This window comes from Arthrobacter sp. Rue61a (genome assembly GCF_000294695.2).
GTDB lineage: Bacteria > Actinomycetota > Actinomycetes > Actinomycetales > Micrococcaceae > Arthrobacter > Arthrobacter aurescens_A.
Map to the genome: position 1 here is coordinate 2,755,364 of NC_018531.1, position 20,820 is coordinate 2,776,183.

The window sequence follows — 20,820 nt, forward strand, 5'->3', positions numbered from 1 at the left end:
GCCAAGGCCACCGTTAATCAACCTATAGAGGTTGATCACAACATGCAGCTAACGCAACCCTCCACCTCAGTGCCCTCCAGCGCGAGCTGACGGAGACGGATGTAGTAGAGGGTCTTGATGCCCTTGCGCCATGCGTAGATCTGCGCCTTGTTGATGTCACGCGTGGTGGCGGTGTCCTTGAAGAACAGCGTCAGGGACAGGCCCTGGTCCACGTGCTGCGTGGCAGCGGCGTAGGTGTCGATGATCTTCTCGTAGCCGATTTCGTAGGCATCCTGGTAGTACTCCAGGTTGTCGTTGGTCAGGTACGGAGCCGGGTAGTAGACGCGGCCGATCTTGCCTTCCTTGCGGATTTCGATCTTGGCGGCCACCGGGTGGATCGAGGACGTGGAGTTGTTGATGTAGCTGATGGAACCGGTGGGCGGCACGGCCTGGAGGTTCTGGTTGTAGATACCGTGCTCCATGACGGAAGCCTTCAACTCGCGCCAGTCATCCTGGGTGGGGATGTGGTGGCCAGCGAAGAGCTCGCGGACGCGCTCCGTTTCCGGAACCCATTCCTGCTCGGTGTACTTATCGAAGAACTCACCGCTTGCGTAGGTGGACTTCTCGAAGCCGCCGAACTTCTGGCCGGTCTCGATAGCGAGTCGGTTGGAAGCGCGCAGAGCGTGGAACAGCACCGTGTAGAAGTAAATGTTGGTGAAATCCAGGCCCTCTTCGGAACCGTAGTGGACGTGCTCGCGGGCCAGGTAACCGTGCAGGTTCATCTGTCCGAGGCCGATCGCGTGGCTCTGGGCGTTGCCTTGAGCGATGGACGGAACCGAGTTGATGTAGGACATATCCGAAACAGCGCTGAGGGCACGGATGGACGTCTCGATCGAGAGACCGAAGTCCGGCGAGTCCATGGTCTTGGCGATGTTCATGGAACCGAGGTTGCAGGAGATGTCCTTGCCCACGGTCTCGTAGCTCAGGTCCTCGGCGTAGATGGACGGCGAGGAAACCTGCAGGATCTCCGAGCACAGGTTGCTCATGGTGATCTTGCCGTCGATCGGGTTGGCCCGGTTCACGGTGTCCTCGAACATGATGTACGGGTAGCCGGACTCGAACTGGATCTCCGCGAGGGTCTGGAAGAACTCACGGGCGCTGATCTTGGTCTTCTTGATCCGGGAATCGTCAACCATCTCGTAGTACTTCTCGGTCACCGAAATATCGGAGAACGGAACACCGTAGACCTTCTCGACGTCATACGGGGAGAAGAGGTACATGTCCTCGTTCTTCTTGGCGAGTTCGAACGTGATGTCCGGAACCACAACGCCCAAGGAGAGCGTCTTGATGCGGATCTTCTCGTCTGCGTTCTCACGCTTGGTGTCCAGGAAGCGGTGGATGTCCGGGTGGTGGGCGTGCAGGTACACGGCACCTGCACCCTGGCGGGCACCGAGCTGGTTGGCGTAGGAGAAGCTGTCTTCGAGGAGCTTCATCACGGGGATGACTCCGGAGGACTGGTTTTCGATCTGCTTGATCGGGGCGCCGTGCTCACGGATGTTGGTGAGCGAAAGCGCTACGCCGCCGCCACGCTTGGAGAGCTGGAGCGCGGAGTTGATGGCGCGGGCGATCGACTCCATGTTGTCTTCGATGCGGAGCAGGAAGCAGGAGACGAGCTCGCCACGCTGCGCCTTGCCCGCATTGAGGAACGTGGGGGTTGCCGGCTGGAAGCGGCCGTCGATGATTTCATCGACGAGGCGGTTGGCCAGGTCTTCGTCGCCGCGTGCCAGGTGCAGGGCAACCATGCAGACGCGGTCTTCGTAGCGCTCCAGGAAACGCTTGCCGTCAAAAGTCTTCAGCGTGTAGGACGTGTAGAACTTGAAGGCGCCGAGGAAGGTCTCGAAGCGGAACTTCTTCTTGTACGCGCGATTGAAGAGATCACGGATGAAGTTCATCGTGTACTGGTCGAGGGTTTCGCGCTCGTAGTACTGGTTCTTCACCAAGTAGTCGAGCTTCTCTTCCAGGTCATGGAAGAACACCGTGTTGTTGTTCACGTGCTGCAGGAAGTACTGGTGCGCAGCTTCACGGTCCGCTTCGAACTGGATCTCGCCGTTGGGGCCATACAGGTTCAGCATGGCGTTGAGCTCGTGATAACCCAAGCCCTTGAAAGCCTCAGGCAGCGGCTTCTTGACCGTGTCCACAGCGCCCCCGGTTACTTCTGTTTCTGCGACAGTTGTGTCCAAAACTTTTCCAGCCCTTCGTTGACCCGCTGAACGTCTTCCGGCGTCCCCATGAGTTCAAATTTGTAAAGATGCGGCACTTTGCACTTCACGGAGATGATGTCTCCCGCTGCGCAATAGTTGTCCGCGAAATTGGTGTTCCCAGCTCCGATAACACCGCGGATCAGTTCCCTGTTCCGCGGATCGTTCAGAAATCTGATGACCTGCTTCGGCACGGAACCCTCGCCGTTCGTACCGCCGTACGTGGGCAGTACAAGGACGAAGGGTTCAAGGGCCTGAAGCGGAGCATCCTGGGCATATAGCGGGATACGTGCCGCATCCCTGCCCAGTTTCCGGACGAATCGTTTGGTGTTCTCGGAAGTCGAGGAAAAGTAGATGAGGTGACTCCTCGTGGTCACAGCTTCCGCAGCATCGCGTACGGTTGCCGCTGCCAGCGGTGCCATGGGAGTCACCTCGACTACATAGGAATTCTTAGTGTGCTGTGGTGGCGAAGTTTGAATGGAAACTTAGGCCACGGAGGAAACAGCCTGGGCCAGTTCCTCGATCTTGTCCGGGCGGAAACCAGACCAGTGGTCCTGCTCGGTCACGACAACCGGAGCCTGCATGTAGCCCAAGGCCTTCAGGCGCTCGAGGGCCTCGGCATCCTGGGAGATGTCGACACTCTGGTAGGCAATACCCTTCTTGTCGAGTGCCCGGTAGGTTGCGTTGCACTGAACACAGGCCGGCTTCGTGTAAACCGTAACGGTCATGATCCCTGTCCCCTTAGTTGAAGTCTGTCGCTCTTCGTATCTGGCGGGCTCAACCGGAACTAGTTTCTGAATCCGATACCGGCCCGCGGGCTGCTGTGGCAGCCAACACGCTTATTTAGTCTTGTGCTGGTTTCCCGCTCAATCCGTAAATCGATACTACATGTAGTGCAAGCGCCTCGCCGGAACCCCAAGATGATGTATTACAAGTATGTCATTCAATCCACCGCTCGTCCACAGGCAAGGGCTCTCAAAATGTCCGTGATTCCGCCGAATTGAGAGATGTCATCCACACCCTGTGGACTACTTAGCCACATTTAATCTCCAGCGTGTCGCCCGGATACGGCGTGTCGTGACACTTTGAAAATGTGGCGTGGCGAACAGCTAAAATCGGCTGATGGTCAACCTTCTCCATCTCCGCACCTTGATGGAGGTCACCCGGCTGGGTTCCTTCGCCGCCGCTGCCGCCCAACTCGGTTACACAGCTTCGGCAGTATCCCAACAGATGGCAGCGCTGGAACGCGATACCGGCGTCGAACTCTTTCAACGGTCAGCCCGCAGCGTCATCCCGACGGAGGCCGCGGTCACCATGACCAGGCACGCATCGAAGGTGCTGACGGACGTTGAGGCCCTCATGGCGGCGGCCTCGAGGACCAACGACTCCCCCGCACAGGAACTGAGACTGGGCATTTTCCCCAGCCTAGCCACCTATGTGCTGCCGGACATCCTGCGGAATGAGCGATGGAGCGGGCTGGGCATTGAGCTGCGCGTCTCCGTGGCTGAGCCGGCGCAAACCATCCAAGGCCTGCGCAGCGGCGGCGAACTGGATGTGGCGCTGGTCTACCAGGTGGGGCAATCCGGTTTGGCCTGGCCGCACTCACTGGAACGCCAGTGGATTGGCGACGACGACTTCCGGGTGGTGCTGCCGGCATCATGGAAAATCCGTGAGGATGCCGAGATCGAGGCGGCACACCTCTCCGACATGCCATGGATCGTCCACCACCCGGGCACCAGCGATGCCCTGGTGATCGAACGACTGTTCGCCAGCTGCAACCTGCACCCCCGCGTGGTGGCCTACAGCGATGACTTCCACGCGAGCCTGGAGATGACCGCGGCCGGGCTTGGCGCCTCGCTGGTACCGGAACTGGCGCTCCGGAACCGGCCACCCGGCGTCGTGGTCCTTGACGTACCGGACATCCGGCTGGCGCGGAACATCTTCGCGCTGCTCATCAATGAAAAGCGCACAGCCCAAGTGCAGTTGTTCACACAATTGCTTGCCGACACCCTCAGGGACATCTCGGGAAAGAGTGGTCTTCACCCCCTGAAACCCACTCCTGTCAAGGGTCGCAAGCTCCAGAGGTGAATTGGCGCCAAGTGCTGGAACCCGCCGGTTGATGGGGTTAGATTGATCACATGGGCAAGGTAGCGAGCAAACATTTTGGGGAGATCGAGCTCAACCACGGGCGTGAACATTGCTTCGTCGCGAGACACGAACTTGGCGGTAATCAGCTGGAGCTGGACCTCAACGTCACGGCGCACGACCACTTCGATGAGGCGGCCATGCGAAAGGTGGATTACAGGTTGCGCTTCCTACCGGAACTCGTGGACCAGGTCAGGGAGATGATCGCCGACGAGCTCGATCAGGACGGCACCAACCCTCAACAGTTCCTGCACTTCCACAGTTCACAGCTCAAGGAAGAGCAACTCGAATCGGTGTTCGGTGTCAGTGACAAGGGCCAGCTCACCAACGATGTTTTCCTGAAAGCCCTGAAACTAGGCCATGTGGCCATCTACCCTGGCCAGCCGGAGCGCTACTTCGTGCTGGACTTCACGCTCGGCTCACACTTCACGGACGAGCTGCTGGTGGTGGCCGCTGATGAAGACGGCGTGGTGGACGACGAAATCCTGTGGGAGTCCTAAAGGGTTTTAAGGCGTACGACGGCGGCCGGTCACCTTCAGGTAGTCGTCGTGGCTCCATCAGGACGCAGCCGCGGCTGTTACGCCTGGAATGATGTGTCAGTTGATTTGCGAATATTCTTCGCCTGAAGCTTCACCATGGCCTGTCCACACCCGGGGATGTGTCCGGCCCCCGTAGGTACTCGCCACGTTCTTGACCCTCCGAACGCTCACGGTGGGCCTGTTGCGCGTTCTCTTCGAGCTGCTGGAGTTGTTCCTGCTTCGGGGCCGGCGATGTTTCCTGGTTGGGAGTGGATGGATCATCAGTTCGCGACTCGTCCGCGGCGATCTTGCCAGCGAGCCTGTCCGCGGCGGAGTGGAGCTTGCTGCCCTCTCCGGCGGCGTTCGCCGGACCTTCCGTGTGGCACGCCGGCGGCGCGGCCTTTGCTGCAGCCAAGGCTTCCTTGAAAAGCCGGGCTGCGGCGTCCCGATCACTGGCGGTATCCCCCAGCTTCTCGATGCTCAGCACCAGGTTGACGCGCACTTTGCATTCATCGGTCCCCGCCCCGGCTTGCAAGGCCGAGGCAAAGTCCTCCCGCGCAGCAGCAAAGTGGCCCGCCACAACGTGCGCATCCCCTGAGGCGAATAGTGCTTTGTGTGGCTCCAGGACGTTCGCCAACTTCAGCCACGACGCCGCACTGGCCACGCCCTCCGGCTCACCAGAAGTGAAAGACTCCTCGGCAGAGGCGCCCAGCACACCAACGCTTAGCAACTTCGCCGCAACTGCGAGCGCCAGGAGTGCGGGTGGTGCTGACCAGAGCGCAAGCCGGTTTCGCCGCCGTCGTGCGTTGCCGTTCATGTGGTTGGTTCCTTCCGCGCGGCTGACCGAAGCGATTGCAGGGCGGTGAAGTGCCGCAACGGTTCGTGGATTGCCATGAGGAAAGCGGCCGAGGCAAGCAGCCAGTAAAGTTCTACGCGGCCCGGGGCGTCGTGCGTCATGACGGTCATGGCGCCGGGGCGGGCTTGGCCGAGCATGTCGGATGGCGGCTCGTTGCCTGTTCTGTGGGCGTAGGGGACGTGGAGTTGCTCGGCGATGGCACTCAATTGCCCTTCGTCGATTCGCGAGATTGCGTCCTGTGGGTTGTCAGTGGTTTTGTCCTTTACATATCCGGCGTCGGGGTCCGCGGATTCCTTCATGCGGCCGCCCTCGCCGGTTCCGTACCCGAGCACCGCTCCCCCGGCCACGTTGCCGGTGTCCATGGGAGCCGGTGCCTCGGCGCTGGTGTTCTCACCGTCGCCGGCGTAGAAGACCAGTGCCGGGCGCCCTGGATGTTGCTGGTTGGCGGCAGCGAGCCTTTCGTTCAGGAGTTTCGCCGCTCCGGTCACGCTGCTTCCCTTGGCATACCTGCTGTTTTGGGGTTGCAAGGTGGTCATGCCCGTTTGGAGAGCTGTTGCGTCCCGTGTGAGCGGCATACGGACGCTGGCTTTGCTGTCGAAGGTGATGAGGGAGAACTTGGCTCCGGCGAGTTCCTTGGCGATGGCCATGACGTCCTGTTTGACCCCGGCGAGCCGGGGGCCGGTTCCGTTGTAGTCTTCTGCGCCCATGCTTGTGCTGGTGTCCACGACGAAGAACACGTCCAGATCTGCGGTTGCGGTTTCGGCTTGGCCACCGGCCCAGCCGGGACGCAAAGCGGCAAGCAACAGAAGTACGACGGCGGCACACCGCAGAGCTTCCGGCCTCCAGGTTCGCCTTGGCTGGCTTCGCTCACGACTGACGAGTGTCCATGAAGTGAAGCCCAGCACGGCGACGAAGGCCAGGGCCAGCAAGGGCCAGGGGATGATGGGGGCGAAGGTCATGGTTCCAGCCGCCATCCGAGCAACAGCATGCCCGATCCGGCGAGCAAAGCAATCCCCAGTGACCAGGCCGGGGCATCGGCCACCACTGCCTGGGGTGCTGCAAGGTAGCTTGTGGCCTCGCTTTCCTGCACTTTCCGGACGATGCCCGGCACGGCATCGGGGCTATCCAAGGTGAAGTAGCTGCCCCCTGTTCGTTCAGCCGCTGCCCTGAGCTGCACTCCGGGCTGGTCTGGTTGCTCGCCGTAGTCCATGTCGCCGGGGTTGAGGGCGTACACCTTCACGCTTTTACCGGTGGCCAAGGCGGTGGCCTCGTCCAAAGTGAAAATCGGTTCCCCGGAGAGGAAGTTGTCAGTTGCCAGCACCACTGACCTCGAGCGCTTGGCATCCCCTGTGTCGGTGTCGGGGAAGCTCTGTATGCAGGATGCCAGTCCGTCGCCGATGAGCGAGGAGCCTTCCCCGTTCCAGGTGCCGTCGAAGAAGGACCCGGCACCGCTGTCCAGGGCCTCCTTGGCGCGGGTGAGTTGTTCGGCGGCGTACTGGTAGTCGTCGGTGAGCGGGAAGAGTTGCACACTGCTGCTGTCGAAGATGACCATGCCGATTCGTTCGCCGTCGAACTCCTTGGCGAGGCCCTGGAACACTGAAGCTAGTGCAGCATCCGTGCTGGTCATGGAGCCCGAAACATCCAGGCAGAGCACGATGTCCCTGTTCCTGATTTCCGGCTGCTCCACGGTCCGTTGCGTGGGCCTTGCGGCTGCCGTGGCGGTGGCGGCGAGGAACACTGCGCCCAACACCACCGCTAGCGCCAGGCGTGTACGGTGCCGGCGTAAGGCCTGTTGGTATTGGGGGAGGTCAGTGAGCCGCTCGCCGTGCGCGATGGGTCTGGTCCTTGCCGGACCACGACGGCGGCGGTACAGCCAGGCTGTGACCGCCACCGCTGCTGCGGCCAGGGGAAGAATCCACCAGTGGCTCAGTTCCATGACGAGACCACCTGACGTGCGGCCTCTGCGGATTGCCTGACTGAATGGACTGGTGTGGCGGCGAATTCGTTGGGGTAGATGCCGGCTATCCCTGCCGCCAACTCCCTGAGGTGGTGGTGTTGGAGGTCCTCGAGGGTCATGGAGGTAACTGGCAGGCCCGTGGCCGCGCCGACGAACTCCCGCACGAGGAAGCTGAGTCTTTGGTGGGCGTCGCGCTCGGGTAGGCGGCCGGCGTCGGCGTCTACGGTGGTGGCGTTGATTGCCGTCAGACAGGTGGTCCGGAGCGTCTCGAGGTCCTGAGCGCTCCTTACCTGACGGAGTGGAGCCTTGCTGTGGTCCGGGGTCTTCTTTCGGACAGGGCGGAGGATCCAGGCGTACCAGGCTCCGATGAGGAGTACGAGCATGAGTCCAAGCCACAGCCACTGAGGTTGGTACTGCAAGGGAGCATAGAAGCCGTTTTCATCCTGCACGAGTACCGCCCTTGGACGAGGACCGTGAAGTGAAGGACCCTGAGCGGTGCTTTTCGAGGAGCGCGAAGACAGCAGTGAGCACATCGGCGCTGCCGGTTGCGTGTTCCTCGGCAATTCCCAGCCGGTGGAAGACATTCCGCCGCAGCTGTCCGCGTTCCAGCATTGCCGCAGCATAGGCCGCACGTACCTTGGCGTCCACGGCCAGGGGCATAGGAATTGTTTGTCCTGTGCCTACGTCAATGCTGTCTTGCAGCCGGCTCCCGGGCTCAGCAGCGAGTTCGGCGTCACGGACGGTCAGCCACAGGACCTCGTGCCGGGCACGCAGCCTGCGCATCAGGCTCTCTGTGCGGGCATCGGGCAGGAACTCGTCCGCAACGGCAACAATGAGCAAACGTCCCTTCAGATACCTCAGAACATAGTCCAGTTGCTCCGCAATTCCACTGGCTGGACCGTCCAAAGCAGCGCTCGCATCCACTTCACGGAGCAGCCGCTCCAGATGTTCCTCACCACTGCGCGGCGGAACGTATTTGGACGCCTCGGCGTTACCGTGCAGGAGGCCGACGTCGTCACCGTGCCGGGAAGCCAAGTACCCCAGGACTCCGGCAGCATGAACAGCGATGTCCTTCTTGGACTCCCCGGACAATGCTTGGGCGGCCATGTTCCTTCCGGTATCCACCAGTAACAGGACTGTGTGGCGGCGAACGGCCACATAGCGTTTCACCAGCGGCGATCCGTGCCGTGCCGTCGCTTTCCAGTCGATGTCACGGACCTCATCGCCGGGCACATATGCGCGGAGTTCATCGAAGTCCAGGCTGCGGCCTTTGAAGACCGATCCGTATTCGCCGTCAAGAAGGGTCAGTGTCCTGCGGTGGGCGAAGATGAACATCTTCGACTTGACGCGGCGGAGGAGGCTGGGCACGTGCCGCTCCGCTATGGGGTCTGGACGGACGACAACACGGCATCGATCACGGTTTCCACGGAAATCTCCTCAACCACAGCATCGAATCCCAGAATGATCCGGTGACGAAGGATCCGATGAGCGAGGCTCTTGACGTCTTCAGGAATGACGTGGTCGCGCCCCTTGAGCAGCGCCATGGCGCGGGCTGCCTGGCTGAAGGCGATGCTCGCCCGCGGGCTGGCGCCAAATTCGACGACGTGGGCCAGCCGGGGCTCCAGATACTGTGAAGCGTTGCGGGTGACATAGGAAAGTCCGACGATGTAGCGCACGATAGCCGGATCGATGTAGACCCGCCTCACCAGTTCCTGAACCTCCACTACGGCGTCAAGGGAAGCGGCTGCCGGAGGCCTCTGCTCCGCGCTGAACACGCCGGCGTCAATCCGCCGGATGACCTCCGCTTCCTCCGCTGGACTCGGATAGTCCAGGACGTCCTTAAGCATGAACCGGTCCATCTGCGCTTCAGGAAGACGATACGTCCCTTCTTGCTCGATGGGGTTCTGCGTAGCGAGCACCAGGAAAGGCTTAGGCAGGGGGTAGGACTCTCCACCAATGGACGTCTGCCGCTCCTGCATCGCTTCCAGCATTGCGCTCTGGGTCTTGGCACTGGACCTGTTGATCTCATCCAGCAGCACAATGTTGGCATGGACCGGGCCCAACTGCGTGACAAAGGTACCCTTGACGGCGTCGAAGATCTGCGTGCCGGCGATGTCGCTGGGCAGCAGGTCCGGCGTGCACTGGATCCGGCGGAACTCTGCACTGACCGACTCCGCTATGGCTTGGGCCGCGGTGGTCTTAGCCAGCCCCGGCACACTTTCCAACAGGACATGGCCACCCGTCAACAGGCCGATAACCAAGGTCTCACGCAGCCTGGCCTGGCCCACCACCTTGTTTTCGAAGCTGCGGACGATGCTGCCTATAAGCTGCTGGGCACGGGCCATGTCCGGCGCATCGATTCCGGCCATGGCTGTGGTCTGTTGCACTCGTGGTCCCCTCGCTGGCGTTGATGTGAAACGGCCACTCCATCCAAGCCTTCCCGGAACGGGTTCGCAATGGGGACCCCTCCCCATGTGGACTTCCGAGGTCTATCCTTTTGCCATGCATCAGCTACCAGCCGCCTATCAGAATTACCTCGCCTCCCAGGACCAGCACGTCATCGACGCCGTACGGCCGGTTCTCCTCCAGTCCGCAGCGGACCAACGACACGGAGTACGCATTACCTTCAACAGGGGCCCGACCGGCCACCAAGCCCACCTGGACGAATCCATACCCTACGGCGAAATCATCGAAGACATCGACTGACGCAGACGACAAACCTGACATGGAGCGGGGCCGGCCTTTCATGGGCTCCAGCTAGCCTTTCATGGCTCCGGACAAGGCAAACGAATTCCCCATGCCACGGGAAACCAGCGCGTAGAGCACCAGCACGGGGACCGAATACAGGATGGAGAACGCGGCCAACTGGCCATAAGCGATAGCTCCGTGCTGGCCGAAGAAGCTGAAGATGGACACCGCGGCCGGTTGTTTGCCGGTGGACAGCAACAGGATAAAGGGGACGAAGAAGTTCCCCCACGCCTGGATGAAAACGAAGATGAACACCACGCCCAGCCCCTGCCTCATCAGTGGGAGCACGATGCGTCGCAGCGCCGCCATCGTGGAGGCTCCATCCACCCACGCCGCTTCCTCCAACTCAAGAGGAACCGAATCCATGAAGTTCTTGGTCATCCAGATGGCCATGGGCAAAGTAGTTGTTGCCATGAAGAAAATGGTGGCAGCCATGGAATCCAAGAACTGCAGCTGAACAAACAGGCCATAGACAGGCACCATGATGGCCGTCACCGGCAACGACGTCCCAAACAGGACCGTGTACATGAAGGGCTTGTTGAACCGTGATTGATACCTGGACAACGGGTATGCGGCAAGCACAGCAGCAAGAACATTCACCACAGCCGTCCCCGCCGACAACATCAAGCTGTTTGCCAAAGGTTGAAACAACAGCTCAGGAGTCATCACGGCACGGAAATTGTCCATCGACGGCGTTGACGGCACCTTAGTCTGGTAACCGGCTTCAGGATCGACGGCGGCCAAGAGCAGCCAGAGCAAAGGTGCAACAAAGCTCATCCCAATCACAGCAAGGGCTATGTTCGCCCCCAGCCTGGCCCTGGACCTGGAGCTGCCACCCGCCGTCGTGCTTTCCGTCCCCAGCGGCGCCCGCAGTCGGCTGGTGGTCATGGGCGCTCCTCCCGCAGGAGCCGGACGTACACCGCACCGAAGACCATGCCCAGGAGGATCAGAACGGACGCCACAGCCGTGCCGTAGCCGATGTCACCAAATTTGAACGCCTCTTGGTAGGCCAGCACCGGCAACGTGGTGCTGGCGTTGGCGGGTCCGCCTGCCGTCATGACCCAGATGAGGGTAAACACCGCCAGTGTCTGGAGCGTGATCAGCATCAGGTTCGTGGCGATGCTGCTCCGGATCAGCGGCAGTGTAATGAAGGCAAGCCGCTGCCACCCTCGGGCCCCATCCACAAGTGCTGCCTCAGAAATATCGCGGGGAACGTCTGCCAGCGCTGCCCGGTACACCAGCATGGAGAAGGCTGTCCCGCGCCACGTATTGGCCAGGACAATCGCCACCAGCGGAAAGGAATACAGCCAGTCCGGGCCCTGACCACCCACGATTCCCAGCATCTGGTTCAGGGTCCCGTCCCGGTTGAAATAGGCATAGGCGGCGAAGGCGGCCACGATTTCAGGCAGCACCCACGCCGCGACCACTGCCGTACCCACCAACGACGAAACTACCGTCCGCGACCGTGTCATCAGCAGTGCGATCAGCAGGCCCAACACGTTCTGGCCCAGCACGGCCGACGCGGCGACGAACACCACCGTGAGCCAAGCCGCTAACGGAAAGGAGCCGTCACCGAACATCCGCGCATAATTGTCAATGCCAACCCATTCCGGGTTCCTGGCAGCTTTACCGGATAACGAGGCATCGGTGAAGGACGCGTAAAAGGACCACACCACCGGGGCCAGCAGGAACAACAGCAGCAGGAGAATGGACGGGACTAACGGAAGGAGCCGCAGGTAGCGGCGGATCGTCATTTCTCCAGGACCTTGTCCTCACCGACGAGCTTACGGACGGTGGCATCATATTCGGCAGCGGCATCCTCGGGGCTCTGCTTGCCCGTGATCACGGACTCCGTGGCGACCTGGACGGCGGAAGAGATCCTGGGGTAGTCAGCGGTGGCCGGGCGGTAATGCGTCACCTTCACCAAGTCCGAAACATCCTTCACAAACGGATTCGCCGCCAGATACTGGGGCTCCGAGGCCACATCCGTACGGACGGCAATCTGAGAGTTGTTGATGTCGTAGGCCAGCGCGTTCTTTTTGTTCAGCGCCGTAGTGAGGAACTGGAAGGCAAGCTCGGGATTCTTGCTCTTCGCCCCCACGGCCAGTGTCCATCCGCCGGACATGCTCACGCCCCCGGGCGCCTGCCCCTTCTGCGTGGGGAACATGGCTACAGCCATGTCCTGCTCATAACCTGCCCACTCATACGCGCCACCTTTTTGCCAGAACGACGGCGTATAGGACCCTTCCACGGTGGCTGCCAGTTTTCCTTGGGGGAACCATTCGCCAAAGACCTTCTTCCAGACGTTCGCGTCCAAGGCTTCGGCTGGACTGACGGCCAGCTTTTCGTCATAGAGGGTCTTCAGGAACGCCAGTGAGTCGGTGAAACCCAGCGAGCCGACCACCCACTTCTTCTCCTTCTCGTCATACAAGGTGCTGTCCGTACCGTAGAGCAGCTCGTAGAAACTCTGCATCACCGTGCCCTCGCCGGTCCCCTTGCCTGCGTACATGTTGAAAGGGATGACGCTGGGGTCGGACGCTTTGATGGCCCGGGCGGTGGTGAGGATATCGTCCCAGGTCTTCGGCTGCCACGGCACGGGCACCCCGGCCTTCTGGAATACGGCCTTGTTGTACCAAATGGCCCGGGTGTCGGTGCCCAGCGGGACCGCATAGATGCCGCCGTCATCCGCTCGGCCCGCCGCCTTGGCCGCTTCGTTGAACGCAGACCAGTCCTCCCACTTCTCAAGGTAACTGTCCAACCTGAGGAGGTAACCGGCGTCGACGTCTGAACGCACCTTGAAAGTGTCCTCATAGAAGACGTCCGGCGCCGTGTCAGCGGAACGCTGGGCCAGCGAGAGCTTGGTCCCGTAATCGTCGTCGTTGGCCTGGATGGGCTGGAGGTCCACCGTCACCCCGGAGTTCGCGGCTTCAAATTCCTTCTTGGCGTCCTGCATGACGGCATCAAGCGCCGTGAAGGAATCGGTTTTCTGATAAACGATCTTCAGGGTGTTGCTCTCCGCAGCCTCAGGCGTTGGCGAACAGGACGTCGCTGCCACAAGGACGGCGGCGAAAAAAGCAATGGCGGCGGAAAACTTCACTGGGACATACTTCACTGGCACATTTTTCACTGGGCGGCGCATGGTGCTCCATTCAGTCGAACGTGGCTACAGCCCCCATACTTCACCGTGAACGGACATGCGACGTGGCCGAGCCTTATGGTTATTCAGTTATCCTGCGTCGAACTAGCCTTCCAACAGGAGCCTTTGTGCGCGCGGTGCCAGCATGTGCTCCAAAACCAAGCAAGCAGCACCGATGGCGCCAACGTCTTCACCCACACCGGTCCCCACAACCTCAAGGCCGTGGATCATGCGGGCGGCGTTGTTCTTGTCCAGCAAATCCGGAACGCGATCCAGGAAGTACGGGGACATGCGCCCCCAGAATGGACCGCCGAAGACGACCCGCTCCACGTCCAGGGTGTTGGTCACGATGGAAACGGCACGTGCCACCAGTGTGGCGGACTTATCCAGAACGGCAATGGCCTTGGAATCACCCGCATCAGCTTTGTCGCACAACTCGGCATAGCGTTCCTGGACCTCAGGACCGTCCGCCCCTTCCCGGTGCCCTTCAAGCACACCGGCGGCTACGGCCTCGGCCACCAGCACCTGCGGGATGCAGGAAGACTTGACGCAGCCATGCAATCCGCAATCACACTGCGGGCCGTTGGGGTCCACCACAATGTGGCCGATTTCGCCGGCATTGCCCGAAGTCCCCCGGACTACTTCGTCATTGAGCACAATGCCGCAGCCGATGCCGGTTCCCATGTACATGAACACGAAGCTGCCGGCCCCACTGGCGCCACCAGCCCACGTTTCGGCCACCGCCGCGCTCGTGACGTCTTTATCTACCAGCGTTTCCATGCCGGTGGCCTCGGCCAGGGCCTCGCGGATGCGCACGCGGTTCCATCGCGTCAGGAGCGGCGGCTCCACCACGGAGCCTTCGTCGAGGTCGATCGGGCCGGGGACAGCAACGCCGAGTCCGGCGATCTTTGAAGAATCGACGCCTGACTCTTCGATGAGGACATTGATCTGTTCGGCGATGCTGGTGATCACGCCGGCCGGGTCACCGCCCGGAGTAGCCATGCGCGAATGCCTGACGACGTCGCCCAACAGGTCAAGAACAACAAAAGTGATGACGGCCGGATCCAGATGCACGCCCACCGCGTACATGCCTGCGGGGTTCAGGCGCAGGATGGTCCTGGGCTTGCCCGGACCCGAGCCTTCCTTGCCGGCCTCCACAATCAGCTGCTGATCCAGGAGGCGGCGGGAAATATTGGAAATCGTCTGCGGGGAAAGACCCACAATCTGAGCCAACTCAACTCGGCTGAGTCCGCCCGACGACCGCCGGATCGCCTCCAGAATGACGGTCAGATTGAAGTCCCCCATGCGGGGAAGGTTAGTTCCGCGCCTTGGTGTCGGCTGCCGGATCTCAGTCACTGATGCCCCTCGTCATTGGGATTAACGTAGTTAAAGTCGGTCTTTGTCTGAATCGTACGATACCTCCGCCGCTACGGATACGAGCACACGCTGACACCGGCATCAGGGCTTGGTAACGATGACACTGAATTGTATGCGACCACCATTCGGGCAGCCGCTTGATGACGCTGCCTAGGCCTTCCGGCTGCGCGTTACCGTAAATTTCGGGTTCCGGCCTTCCTCCACCGTCGGCCCGATAAGCCGTTCAAGCGCGGGCCGATACTGCAGGTGGCTGTTGTAGACGGTCCACAGCTCTCCTCCAGGGGCAAGGACACGGGCGGCGGCCTGGAACATCTTCAGCGCAGCGCCGGCGTGCACACTGGCACCCAGATGGAACGGCGGGTTAAGAAGGATGAGGTCAGCGCTGTCCGGCTCCAGCGTGGACATGGCATCATCGTGGATCACTTCCACCCGCTCCCCCAGCCCGTTTGCGGCCCCCGTGGCCCTGGCTGAAGCAACGGCCGCCGCGGACTGGTCGGTGGCGATCACCCGGGCATCCGTGTGGCGAAGTGCATACATCGTGGCGAGAATCCCTGTTCCGCAGCCGAGGTCCACGGCGTACCGGGATGCTGGCATGCGGTCCAAAAACGTCAGCAAGTAGCGTGTGCCTATGTCCAGGCGGGCCCCGGAGAAAGCAGCCCCATGCGCGCACACAGTGATTCCCAGTTCCGGCACGGACTCCACCACCGGGAACGGGCGCTCGTCAGGCGTTGTCTTGGGGTCCCGTGCCATCAGGACCCGGGACTTTTGCCGGGCAAGTTGCGGCTGCACTGATGAGAAGAACCGTCCCAGGACCTCGTTCATGCCAAGAGACATGTGCTTAACGCGACCTCCGGCGAGCAGGACCGCATGCGGCGGCGCAAACCTGGCAACGGCGTCGGCGATTTCCTCCAACTCAGCCAGAGATTTAGGCAACTGCAAAAGCACCACACCGGCGCCGTCCAGCAAATCCCGGTCCAGCTCATGCTCGGTGAAACGTCCGTCCAAGCCGGCAGATACGGCATTGCGTTTCAGCGCGAGCCTTCCGGTGAAAAGGTCCTGGCTAACCCTGACATGCCCGACGCCGAGCCCAGCCAAGGCGCCCAAGGTCAGGGCGCCGTAGCGGTCACCAATGACCACCACCTTGGCGTCGGGGCCAACCAGATCCGCCGCTGTCTCCAGAAGCAGCCTGTCTGTGGCATCGAAGGCCTGCAGATTGTCCGCTTCGACGTCAGGAAGCCTGCTCAACGTACCCAAGAGCGCTTCAACATCCATTGCCGTCACGATGCGGTTCTCGCTTTCATGCTCAACTGTCTCGACTTTAAGGTGGCTTGGGAGGAACCTAGTGCTTGCACGACGCAAACACCTGTCAATCCTTCGGTTGGCGACGAACACCGAGGCGGCAGGCACAGGTCACGGCGACCCCTGGAGCCAGGCACCGGGATCCACTCATCATCGGGCTCCCCTTCCTCTGTGAGAAACCATGAGTGTCAATGTTGTCACGAACCTTGAAGTAAAGTCCCACAACTCCCCCGACGAAACGAGGCGCCCCGACAAAACCGTCCTGGACCTCGTCACCGTGGGAGACTACACGATCGGCCGTATGACCTTTGAACCGGGCTGGACCTGGGCCGACTGCATCAAACCAGTGGTTGGCACCGACTCCTGCGAATTGAGCCATGTAGGATTCTGCGTCTCCGGAAGCCTGGAGGTAGAAACCAATGACGGCGGCAAGATCAGCATTTCAGCCGGCGATTCCTACACCATTCCCCCGGGCCACAACGCCCACGTGGTAGGCGATCAACCGTTCCAAGGAGTCGAGTTCGTCAGCGGCGCTGAATTCGCACGTCCTCCTGAGAAGGCCTGACTGACCAACAATGGACAAACAGAAAGACCCCGCTCAATGAGCGGGGTCTTTCTTCCGGAGTGGAGCTGAGGGGACTCGAACCCCTGACCCCCTGCATGCCATGCAGGTGCGCTACCAGCTGCGCCACAGCCCCGAATTTGTTGACTACAAGCGGTTTGATTTCTCTTCCCGTCGAAGCAACTCGTCAATACTAACCACAATCCCACGAGATGCGAAATCGTCGGAACATGAGCTGCATCACAACGCCCTGCGACGATCCGCAGCCGAGGTGCGTTGGATTACTCCACCGCACCTCCCCCCAAAACCGGCTGCGCTGAAGCCACCCAACAAAGAGGCGCGACTCCCCCTGAAGTCTAGAATTTGTTTCGGGCAAAACCAAACCGTTCAGTCGGTTTCAGCCCGGCTAGGTCTTCAGGCTGCCGATGATAGCGTGGTGGAGTCTCGACGGCGGCACGATCCTCCGTCCCTGCCTGACCCGAGAGGCCCCCCACCACCCATGCAGCAACGTGCGAAAGACACCCGGCTTTCCGTCATAGAAGGTGCTGCCCGGGTCTTCGCGGAAATAGGCTACGGAAACGCCAGCCTGACTGACATCACCAAACGAGCAGGCGTGACAAAAGGTGCGCTCTACTTCCATTTCACGTCAAAACGGGACCTGGCCCTGGCCGTCATCGAGGAGCAGCACGCAATCGTCCTGGCGGCGGGATCGGACATAGCTGCCTCAGGCGCCCCCGCTCTGGACAAGCTCATAGGACTCTGCAGGATGTTCGGGCAGCAGTTGCTGGATGAACCCGTGGTCCAAGGAGGAATTCGGCTCACCTTTGAAGCCTCCGCTTTCGACGCAGACGTCTCAGGTCCCTACCACGACTGGATCACCACGGCCGAGCAACTGCTGCGGCAAGCCGCAACCGACGGCACCGTTCGTTCCGACCTGGACGCGGCGGCCTTCGCCAGGTATCTGGTTGCGTCCTTCACGGGCGTTCAAATGGTCTCGGACGTTCTGACATCACGTGAAGACGTGCTGCTGAGGATCGAACAGATGTGGGAGTTCATGCTGCCGGCGTTACGCCCGGACTCAATCAACTAGCCAGAGCCTGCGGGGTGCGCCGGGGTTTGTTCCTGCACGAAAAAGGTCCTGCCGGCTCCATGGAATTCATGAAGCAGGCAGGACCTTGATGGTGGAGCTGAGGGGACTCGAACCCCTGACCCCCTGCATGCCATGCAGGTGCGCTACCAGCTGCGCCACAGCCCCGTATTCTTGCTGCTTCGCGTTCAGCTTTTCGATCATCCGCGCCGAAGCAACTCAAATATCTTAGAACAGCATTTCCGAAAATTCCAAATCGGACATATTTCGGTTTCCGGCAGTTCCTAGCGCTCGGAATCCTCTGCGGAAACAGCCTTGGCGGAAGCGTCGTCCCCCAGTTCAAGGTCCACCACGGGGCAGTCCTTCCACAGGCGCTCCAAGGCATAAAAGACCCGGTCTTCAGAGTGCTGGACGTGGATAACGATGTCAGCGTAGTCCAAGAGAACCCAACGGCCTTCCGAGCGGCCCTCGCGGCGTACAGGACGAAGGTCCTGCTTCATCAGCTCTTCCTCGATACCGTCAACGATGGCGTTTACCTGACGCTCGGTGGGAGCGGAGGCAATCAGGAAGACGTCAGTGAGCGCCAAACGCTCGCTGACGTCCAGGGCGACAATGTCTTCAGCAAGCTTGTCTGCCGCGGCACGCGCAGCGTGACGGGCGAGGGTGATGGATTGTTCATGTGCAGACACGGGTACTCCTTGTTGTGGCCAGTGGCCTATGTTTGGCGTTTGCCATTGTTCAGCGAAAACTAACTGTTCAGCGGAATTAGCTGCTGGTGATCATGATGATGCCGACAATAAGTACAACGATGCCCAACGCCAGGACACCGAACTGCAGCAACCTGTTGCGTTGCGCTCGGGCCAGGCCGGCGGTGTTGGCGTCCAGAGGTTCAAGGCCGTACGCCGCACTGGCGGAAACCGGAGGCCGCTGCGATTCTTCGCTTGCCTCCGCCGCCGCAACAGGACGCTTCCCGGCCGACTTCGCAACCGCTTCAGCACGGGCAAGAACCCCGGCGCGGCCACGCGACCCCGGTTTCTTGACCTGAACTTGTTCGGAGTCGAGCTTGGGCCCCGCCGAAGTGATCAACGGTACAAACGTGGTACTGGGGCGCTTCATGACGGGGCGTTCAACCCCCGGCATCTTGACGAACTCCAGTGGAGTCACCATCGCGAGGTTGTTGGCGGTGGACGGGCCTGCCGTAGCGGCCGGTGACTTGCCGTCCACCTTTGAATCCGAGGTTCCTTTGGCAGATTCCGCCTGAGTCTTCTCCGCGAGCTTCTGCTTGGCGGCGGCACGCTTGCTCAACACGGCAGCACGTTCCGCAAGGGCGATCTGCTGCGCAAGAACCTCAGGGTCTACAGCGGACGGGTCCTGCTCGGCAATGTGTTCCAGCTTGGCCGACTGGTTCTCCGCCTGCGCGGCAATCAACTGCCGGACTGCAAGTGCCTGCTCCACGGACATTTCGGATTCCGCAGGAGAATGGCCGATTCCCGCATTTTCCTTCGTGGGCACGGAAGCGACAGGGGCATTCTCACGGGAGCCCTTGTTGGCGGGCGCCGGCTTGGAACCCGCAGCCTCCTCACGAGCTGTGTCCTTGGTGGCCGCAGGAACAATGGGATTCATGGAAGTGGCGACTTCAGCCTGAAGTTGCTGGAGGCGCAGCTGGCGACGTGTGGGCGGTCCCCCGCCGGCGAGCTGCTCCTCCTTGTCGGCCAGTTCCTTGATAGTGCGCAGTGCCGCACGATCGCGGGCGCGGATTTGGGAGGACCGTTCCTGGGCTGCCGGCCCTACGGCGTCCACCGGAACATCGGCGGCGCGACGATTGCGGCCGTTAGGGCGGTCTGCGTCAGGAAGGTTTTCTACGTCGTCAGGCGCGGACGTATCCGCCTGCTGGGCCTCGGGGTGCTCTTCCCGGGCACGACGAAGCTCACGCCTGCTGCGGATGGGTCGCTGGTCCTGGCTGCTCATTCAAAACTCATTCAGTACGTGCTTGGTCGTCTGATCCGGACAGTGCGGGTGTCAGATCCGCTGCGTTGGCAGGAGCGGCGTACAGTCCATACTTGGCGATGTACTGCACCACTCCGTCAGGTACGAGGTACCAGACGGGATTTCCGGCACCCACCCGGGTCCTGCAATCCGTGGAGGAGATGGCCATGGCAGGGACTTCCAACAGGCTGACATCGTCCCTGCCCATATCGTGCAGTTCATGTCCGGGACGCGTGACGCCGACGAAGTGGGCCAAAGACCACAACTCGTCTACGTCCTTCCATGAAAGGATCTGCGCCAAGGCATCTGCGCCCGTGATGAAGAAAAGATCGGCGTCAGGCCGCTCTGCACGGAGATCGCGGAGGGTGTCAATGGTGAACGTCGGCCCCGGACGATCAACGTCCACCCGGCTCACCGTGAACCTGGGGTTGGATGCCGTGGCGATGACCGTCATCAGGTAGCGGTGCTCAGGCCTGCTGACCAGCTTGTGCGACTTCTGCCAAGGCTGGCCGGTTGGAACGAAAACCACTTCGTCAAGGCCGAACTTGGCTGCGACTTCACTGGCAGCCACAAGGTGGCCGTGATGAATGGGATCAAATGTTCCACCCATCACGCCCAGCCGGAGCCTGCGCCCCGTCTCCCCACGCGGTGTTGCGGCGATAATGTTAGTGGCCTTGGCCGTGCGTGTGCTTGTTCGGGTGCTGGCGGTGCGGATCGGAGTGCTCTTCAACGGCCTCGTGACGGTTGCCAAGGTTGGTGTAGGAGAGGGTGACGAACAAGAGAACCAGCATGAGGGCGAACATCACGACGCCGAAGACCCACGGCTCGGCCCACAACGGAGCGAGTTCCTCGTGGCCGCCTTCCGTTTGGGCGGCAATGGACGTGGCGATCTGCTGAAACAGCATCTTCTCC

23 protein-coding genes and 2 tRNA genes are annotated in these 20,820 nt (G+C 61.1%); 5 read left to right on the top strand and 20 right to left on the bottom strand.

Annotated elements, in window-relative coordinates; translation table 11 throughout:
* Positions 1-35 precede the first annotated feature (35 nt).
* The 3 genes from nrdE to nrdH all read right to left on the bottom strand — a co-directional run bounded on the left by nrdE (position 36) and on the right by nrdH (position 2,965).
* Positions 36-2,177 carry a class 1b ribonucleoside-diphosphate reductase subunit alpha gene (gene nrdE / locus ARUE_RS12480; RefSeq protein WP_014922016.1) on the bottom strand — a complete coding sequence of 714 codons (2,142 nt, stop codon included), beginning with the start codon at positions 2,175-2,177 and terminating at the stop codon, positions 36-38.
* An 11-nt stretch (positions 2,178-2,188) separates the two neighbouring features.
* A complete protein-coding gene (gene nrdI, locus ARUE_RS12485; RefSeq protein ID WP_014922017.1) occupies positions 2,189-2,659 on the bottom strand; it encodes a class Ib ribonucleoside-diphosphate reductase assembly flavoprotein NrdI in 471 nt (156 codons plus the stop codon).
* 63 nt (positions 2,660-2,722) lie between these two features.
* Complete coding sequence (nrdH, locus tag ARUE_RS12490) at positions 2,723-2,965, bottom strand: glutaredoxin-like protein NrdH (RefSeq protein WP_011775022.1); 243 nt, start codon at positions 2,963-2,965, stop codon at positions 2,723-2,725.
* 394 nt (positions 2,966-3,359) lie between these two features.
* Between nrdH and ARUE_RS12495 the strand changes: the two genes are divergently transcribed.
* Positions 3,360-4,325: a LysR family transcriptional regulator gene (locus ARUE_RS12495; RefSeq protein WP_014922018.1), complete on the top strand. Its 966-nt coding sequence runs from the start codon at positions 3,360-3,362 to the stop codon at positions 4,323-4,325.
* Between the two features lie 50 nt (positions 4,326-4,375).
* Positions 4,376-4,882 carry a DUF2004 domain-containing protein gene (locus tag ARUE_RS12500; protein WP_011775024.1) on the top strand — a complete coding sequence of 169 codons (507 nt, stop codon included), beginning with the start codon at positions 4,376-4,378 and terminating at the stop codon, positions 4,880-4,882.
* A gap of 130 nt (positions 4,883-5,012) precedes the next feature.
* On the opposite strand, the gene ARUE_RS12505 is transcribed toward ARUE_RS12500, so the two are convergent.
* From ARUE_RS12505 to ARUE_RS12530, 6 genes are read right to left on the bottom strand one after another with little or no spacing between them, the layout of a single operon-like run.
* Positions 5,013-5,717, bottom strand: coding sequence for a hypothetical protein (locus ARUE_RS12505; RefSeq protein WP_014922019.1), 705 nt, complete (start codon positions 5,715-5,717; stop codon positions 5,013-5,015).
* Positions 5,714-6,730 (bottom strand): vWA domain-containing protein, encoded by a 1,017-nt coding sequence (locus ARUE_RS12510; RefSeq protein ID WP_014922020.1) that lies wholly within the window; start codon positions 6,728-6,730, stop codon positions 5,714-5,716. Before ARUE_RS12510 ends, ARUE_RS12505 begins: the two co-directional genes overlap by 4 nt.
* A complete protein-coding gene (locus ARUE_RS12515) occupies positions 6,712-7,692 on the bottom strand; it encodes a vWA domain-containing protein (protein ID WP_043470349.1) in 981 nt (326 codons plus the stop codon). The genes ARUE_RS12510 and ARUE_RS12515 overlap by 19 nt, the downstream gene beginning before the upstream one ends.
* Positions 7,683-8,162, bottom strand: coding sequence for a hypothetical protein (locus ARUE_RS12520; protein ID WP_014922022.1), 480 nt, complete (start codon positions 8,160-8,162; stop codon positions 7,683-7,685). Before ARUE_RS12520 ends, ARUE_RS12515 begins: the two co-directional genes overlap by 10 nt.
* Positions 8,152-9,081, bottom strand: coding sequence for a DUF58 domain-containing protein (locus tag ARUE_RS12525; protein WP_014922023.1), 930 nt, complete (start codon positions 9,079-9,081; stop codon positions 8,152-8,154). Before ARUE_RS12525 ends, ARUE_RS12520 begins: the two co-directional genes overlap by 11 nt.
* Before the next feature lie 11 nt (positions 9,082-9,092).
* Positions 9,093-10,100, bottom strand: a complete 1,008-nt coding sequence (locus ARUE_RS12530) for an AAA family ATPase (RefSeq protein WP_014922024.1) — start codon at positions 10,098-10,100, stop codon at positions 9,093-9,095.
* 85 nt (positions 10,101-10,185) lie between these two features.
* Between ARUE_RS12530 and ARUE_RS12535 the strand changes: the two genes are divergently transcribed.
* Positions 10,186-10,419: a hypothetical protein gene (locus ARUE_RS12535; protein WP_043470352.1), complete on the top strand. Its 234-nt coding sequence runs from the start codon at positions 10,186-10,188 to the stop codon at positions 10,417-10,419.
* A gap of 51 nt (positions 10,420-10,470) precedes the next feature.
* Here ARUE_RS12535 and ARUE_RS12540 read toward each other — a convergent pair whose 3' ends face one another.
* The 5 genes from ARUE_RS12540 to ARUE_RS12560 all read right to left on the bottom strand — a co-directional run bounded on the left by ARUE_RS12540 (position 10,471) and on the right by ARUE_RS12560 (position 16,381).
* Positions 10,471-11,349 carry a carbohydrate ABC transporter permease gene (locus ARUE_RS12540; RefSeq protein WP_011775031.1) on the bottom strand — a complete coding sequence of 293 codons (879 nt, stop codon included), beginning with the start codon at positions 11,347-11,349 and terminating at the stop codon, positions 10,471-10,473.
* Positions 11,346-12,215, bottom strand: a complete 870-nt coding sequence (locus tag ARUE_RS12545; protein ID WP_014922025.1) for a carbohydrate ABC transporter permease — start codon at positions 12,213-12,215, stop codon at positions 11,346-11,348. The genes ARUE_RS12540 and ARUE_RS12545 overlap by 4 nt, the downstream gene beginning before the upstream one ends.
* The gene (locus ARUE_RS12550) at positions 12,212-13,600 is read right to left on the bottom strand and encodes an extracellular solute-binding protein (RefSeq protein WP_011775033.1); all 1,389 of its coding nucleotides are present in this window, start codon (positions 13,598-13,600) and stop codon (positions 12,212-12,214) included. Before ARUE_RS12550 ends, ARUE_RS12545 begins: the two co-directional genes overlap by 4 nt.
* A 102-nt stretch (positions 13,601-13,702) precedes the next feature.
* Positions 13,703-14,902, bottom strand: a complete 1,200-nt coding sequence (locus ARUE_RS12555; RefSeq protein ID WP_043470355.1) for an ROK family transcriptional regulator — start codon at positions 14,900-14,902, stop codon at positions 13,703-13,705.
* 222 nt (positions 14,903-15,124) lie between these two features.
* Positions 15,125-16,381 (bottom strand): class I SAM-dependent methyltransferase, encoded by a 1,257-nt coding sequence (locus ARUE_RS12560; RefSeq protein ID WP_011775035.1) that lies wholly within the window; start codon positions 16,379-16,381, stop codon positions 15,125-15,127.
* A 73-nt stretch (positions 16,382-16,454) separates the two neighbouring features.
* Here ARUE_RS12560 and ARUE_RS12565 point away from each other — a divergent pair, with 73 nt between their 5' ends.
* Positions 16,455-16,838, top strand: coding sequence for a cupin domain-containing protein (locus ARUE_RS12565; RefSeq protein WP_011775036.1), 384 nt, complete (start codon positions 16,455-16,457; stop codon positions 16,836-16,838).
* A 60-nt stretch (positions 16,839-16,898) separates the two neighbouring features.
* On the opposite strand, the gene ARUE_RS12570 is transcribed toward ARUE_RS12565, so the two are convergent.
* Positions 16,899-16,971: transfer RNA gene (locus ARUE_RS12570), tRNA-Ala, on the bottom strand.
* Positions 16,972-17,334: 363 nt separating this feature from the next.
* Here ARUE_RS12570 and ARUE_RS12575 point away from each other — a divergent pair.
* On the top strand, positions 17,335-17,925 hold the full coding sequence (locus ARUE_RS12575) for a ScbR family autoregulator-binding transcription factor (RefSeq protein WP_014922027.1): 591 nt from the start codon (positions 17,335-17,337) through the stop codon (positions 17,923-17,925).
* Between the two features lie 89 nt (positions 17,926-18,014).
* On the opposite strand, the gene ARUE_RS12580 is transcribed toward ARUE_RS12575, so the two are convergent.
* From ARUE_RS12580 to ARUE_RS12600, 5 genes are all read right to left on the bottom strand, one after another.
* Positions 18,015-18,090 (bottom strand) — tRNA-Ala (locus ARUE_RS12580).
* A 116-nt stretch (positions 18,091-18,206) separates the two neighbouring features.
* Positions 18,207-18,611 (bottom strand): ribosome silencing factor, encoded by a 405-nt coding sequence (gene rsfS / locus ARUE_RS12585; RefSeq protein ID WP_011775037.1) that lies wholly within the window; start codon positions 18,609-18,611, stop codon positions 18,207-18,209.
* A 76-nt stretch (positions 18,612-18,687) separates the two neighbouring features.
* Positions 18,688-19,890, bottom strand: coding sequence for a hypothetical protein (locus ARUE_RS12590; RefSeq protein ID WP_014922028.1), 1,203 nt, complete (start codon positions 19,888-19,890; stop codon positions 18,688-18,690).
* Positions 19,891-19,897: 7 nt separating this feature from the next.
* Positions 19,898-20,518 (bottom strand): nicotinate-nucleotide adenylyltransferase, encoded by a 621-nt coding sequence (nadD, locus tag ARUE_RS12595; RefSeq protein WP_011775039.1) that lies wholly within the window; start codon positions 20,516-20,518, stop codon positions 19,898-19,900.
* Positions 20,519-20,573: 55 nt separating this feature from the next.
* Positions 20,574-20,813, bottom strand: a complete 240-nt coding sequence (locus ARUE_RS12600) for a hypothetical protein (protein WP_011775040.1) — start codon at positions 20,811-20,813, stop codon at positions 20,574-20,576.
* Positions 20,814-20,820: the final 7 nt, after the last annotated feature.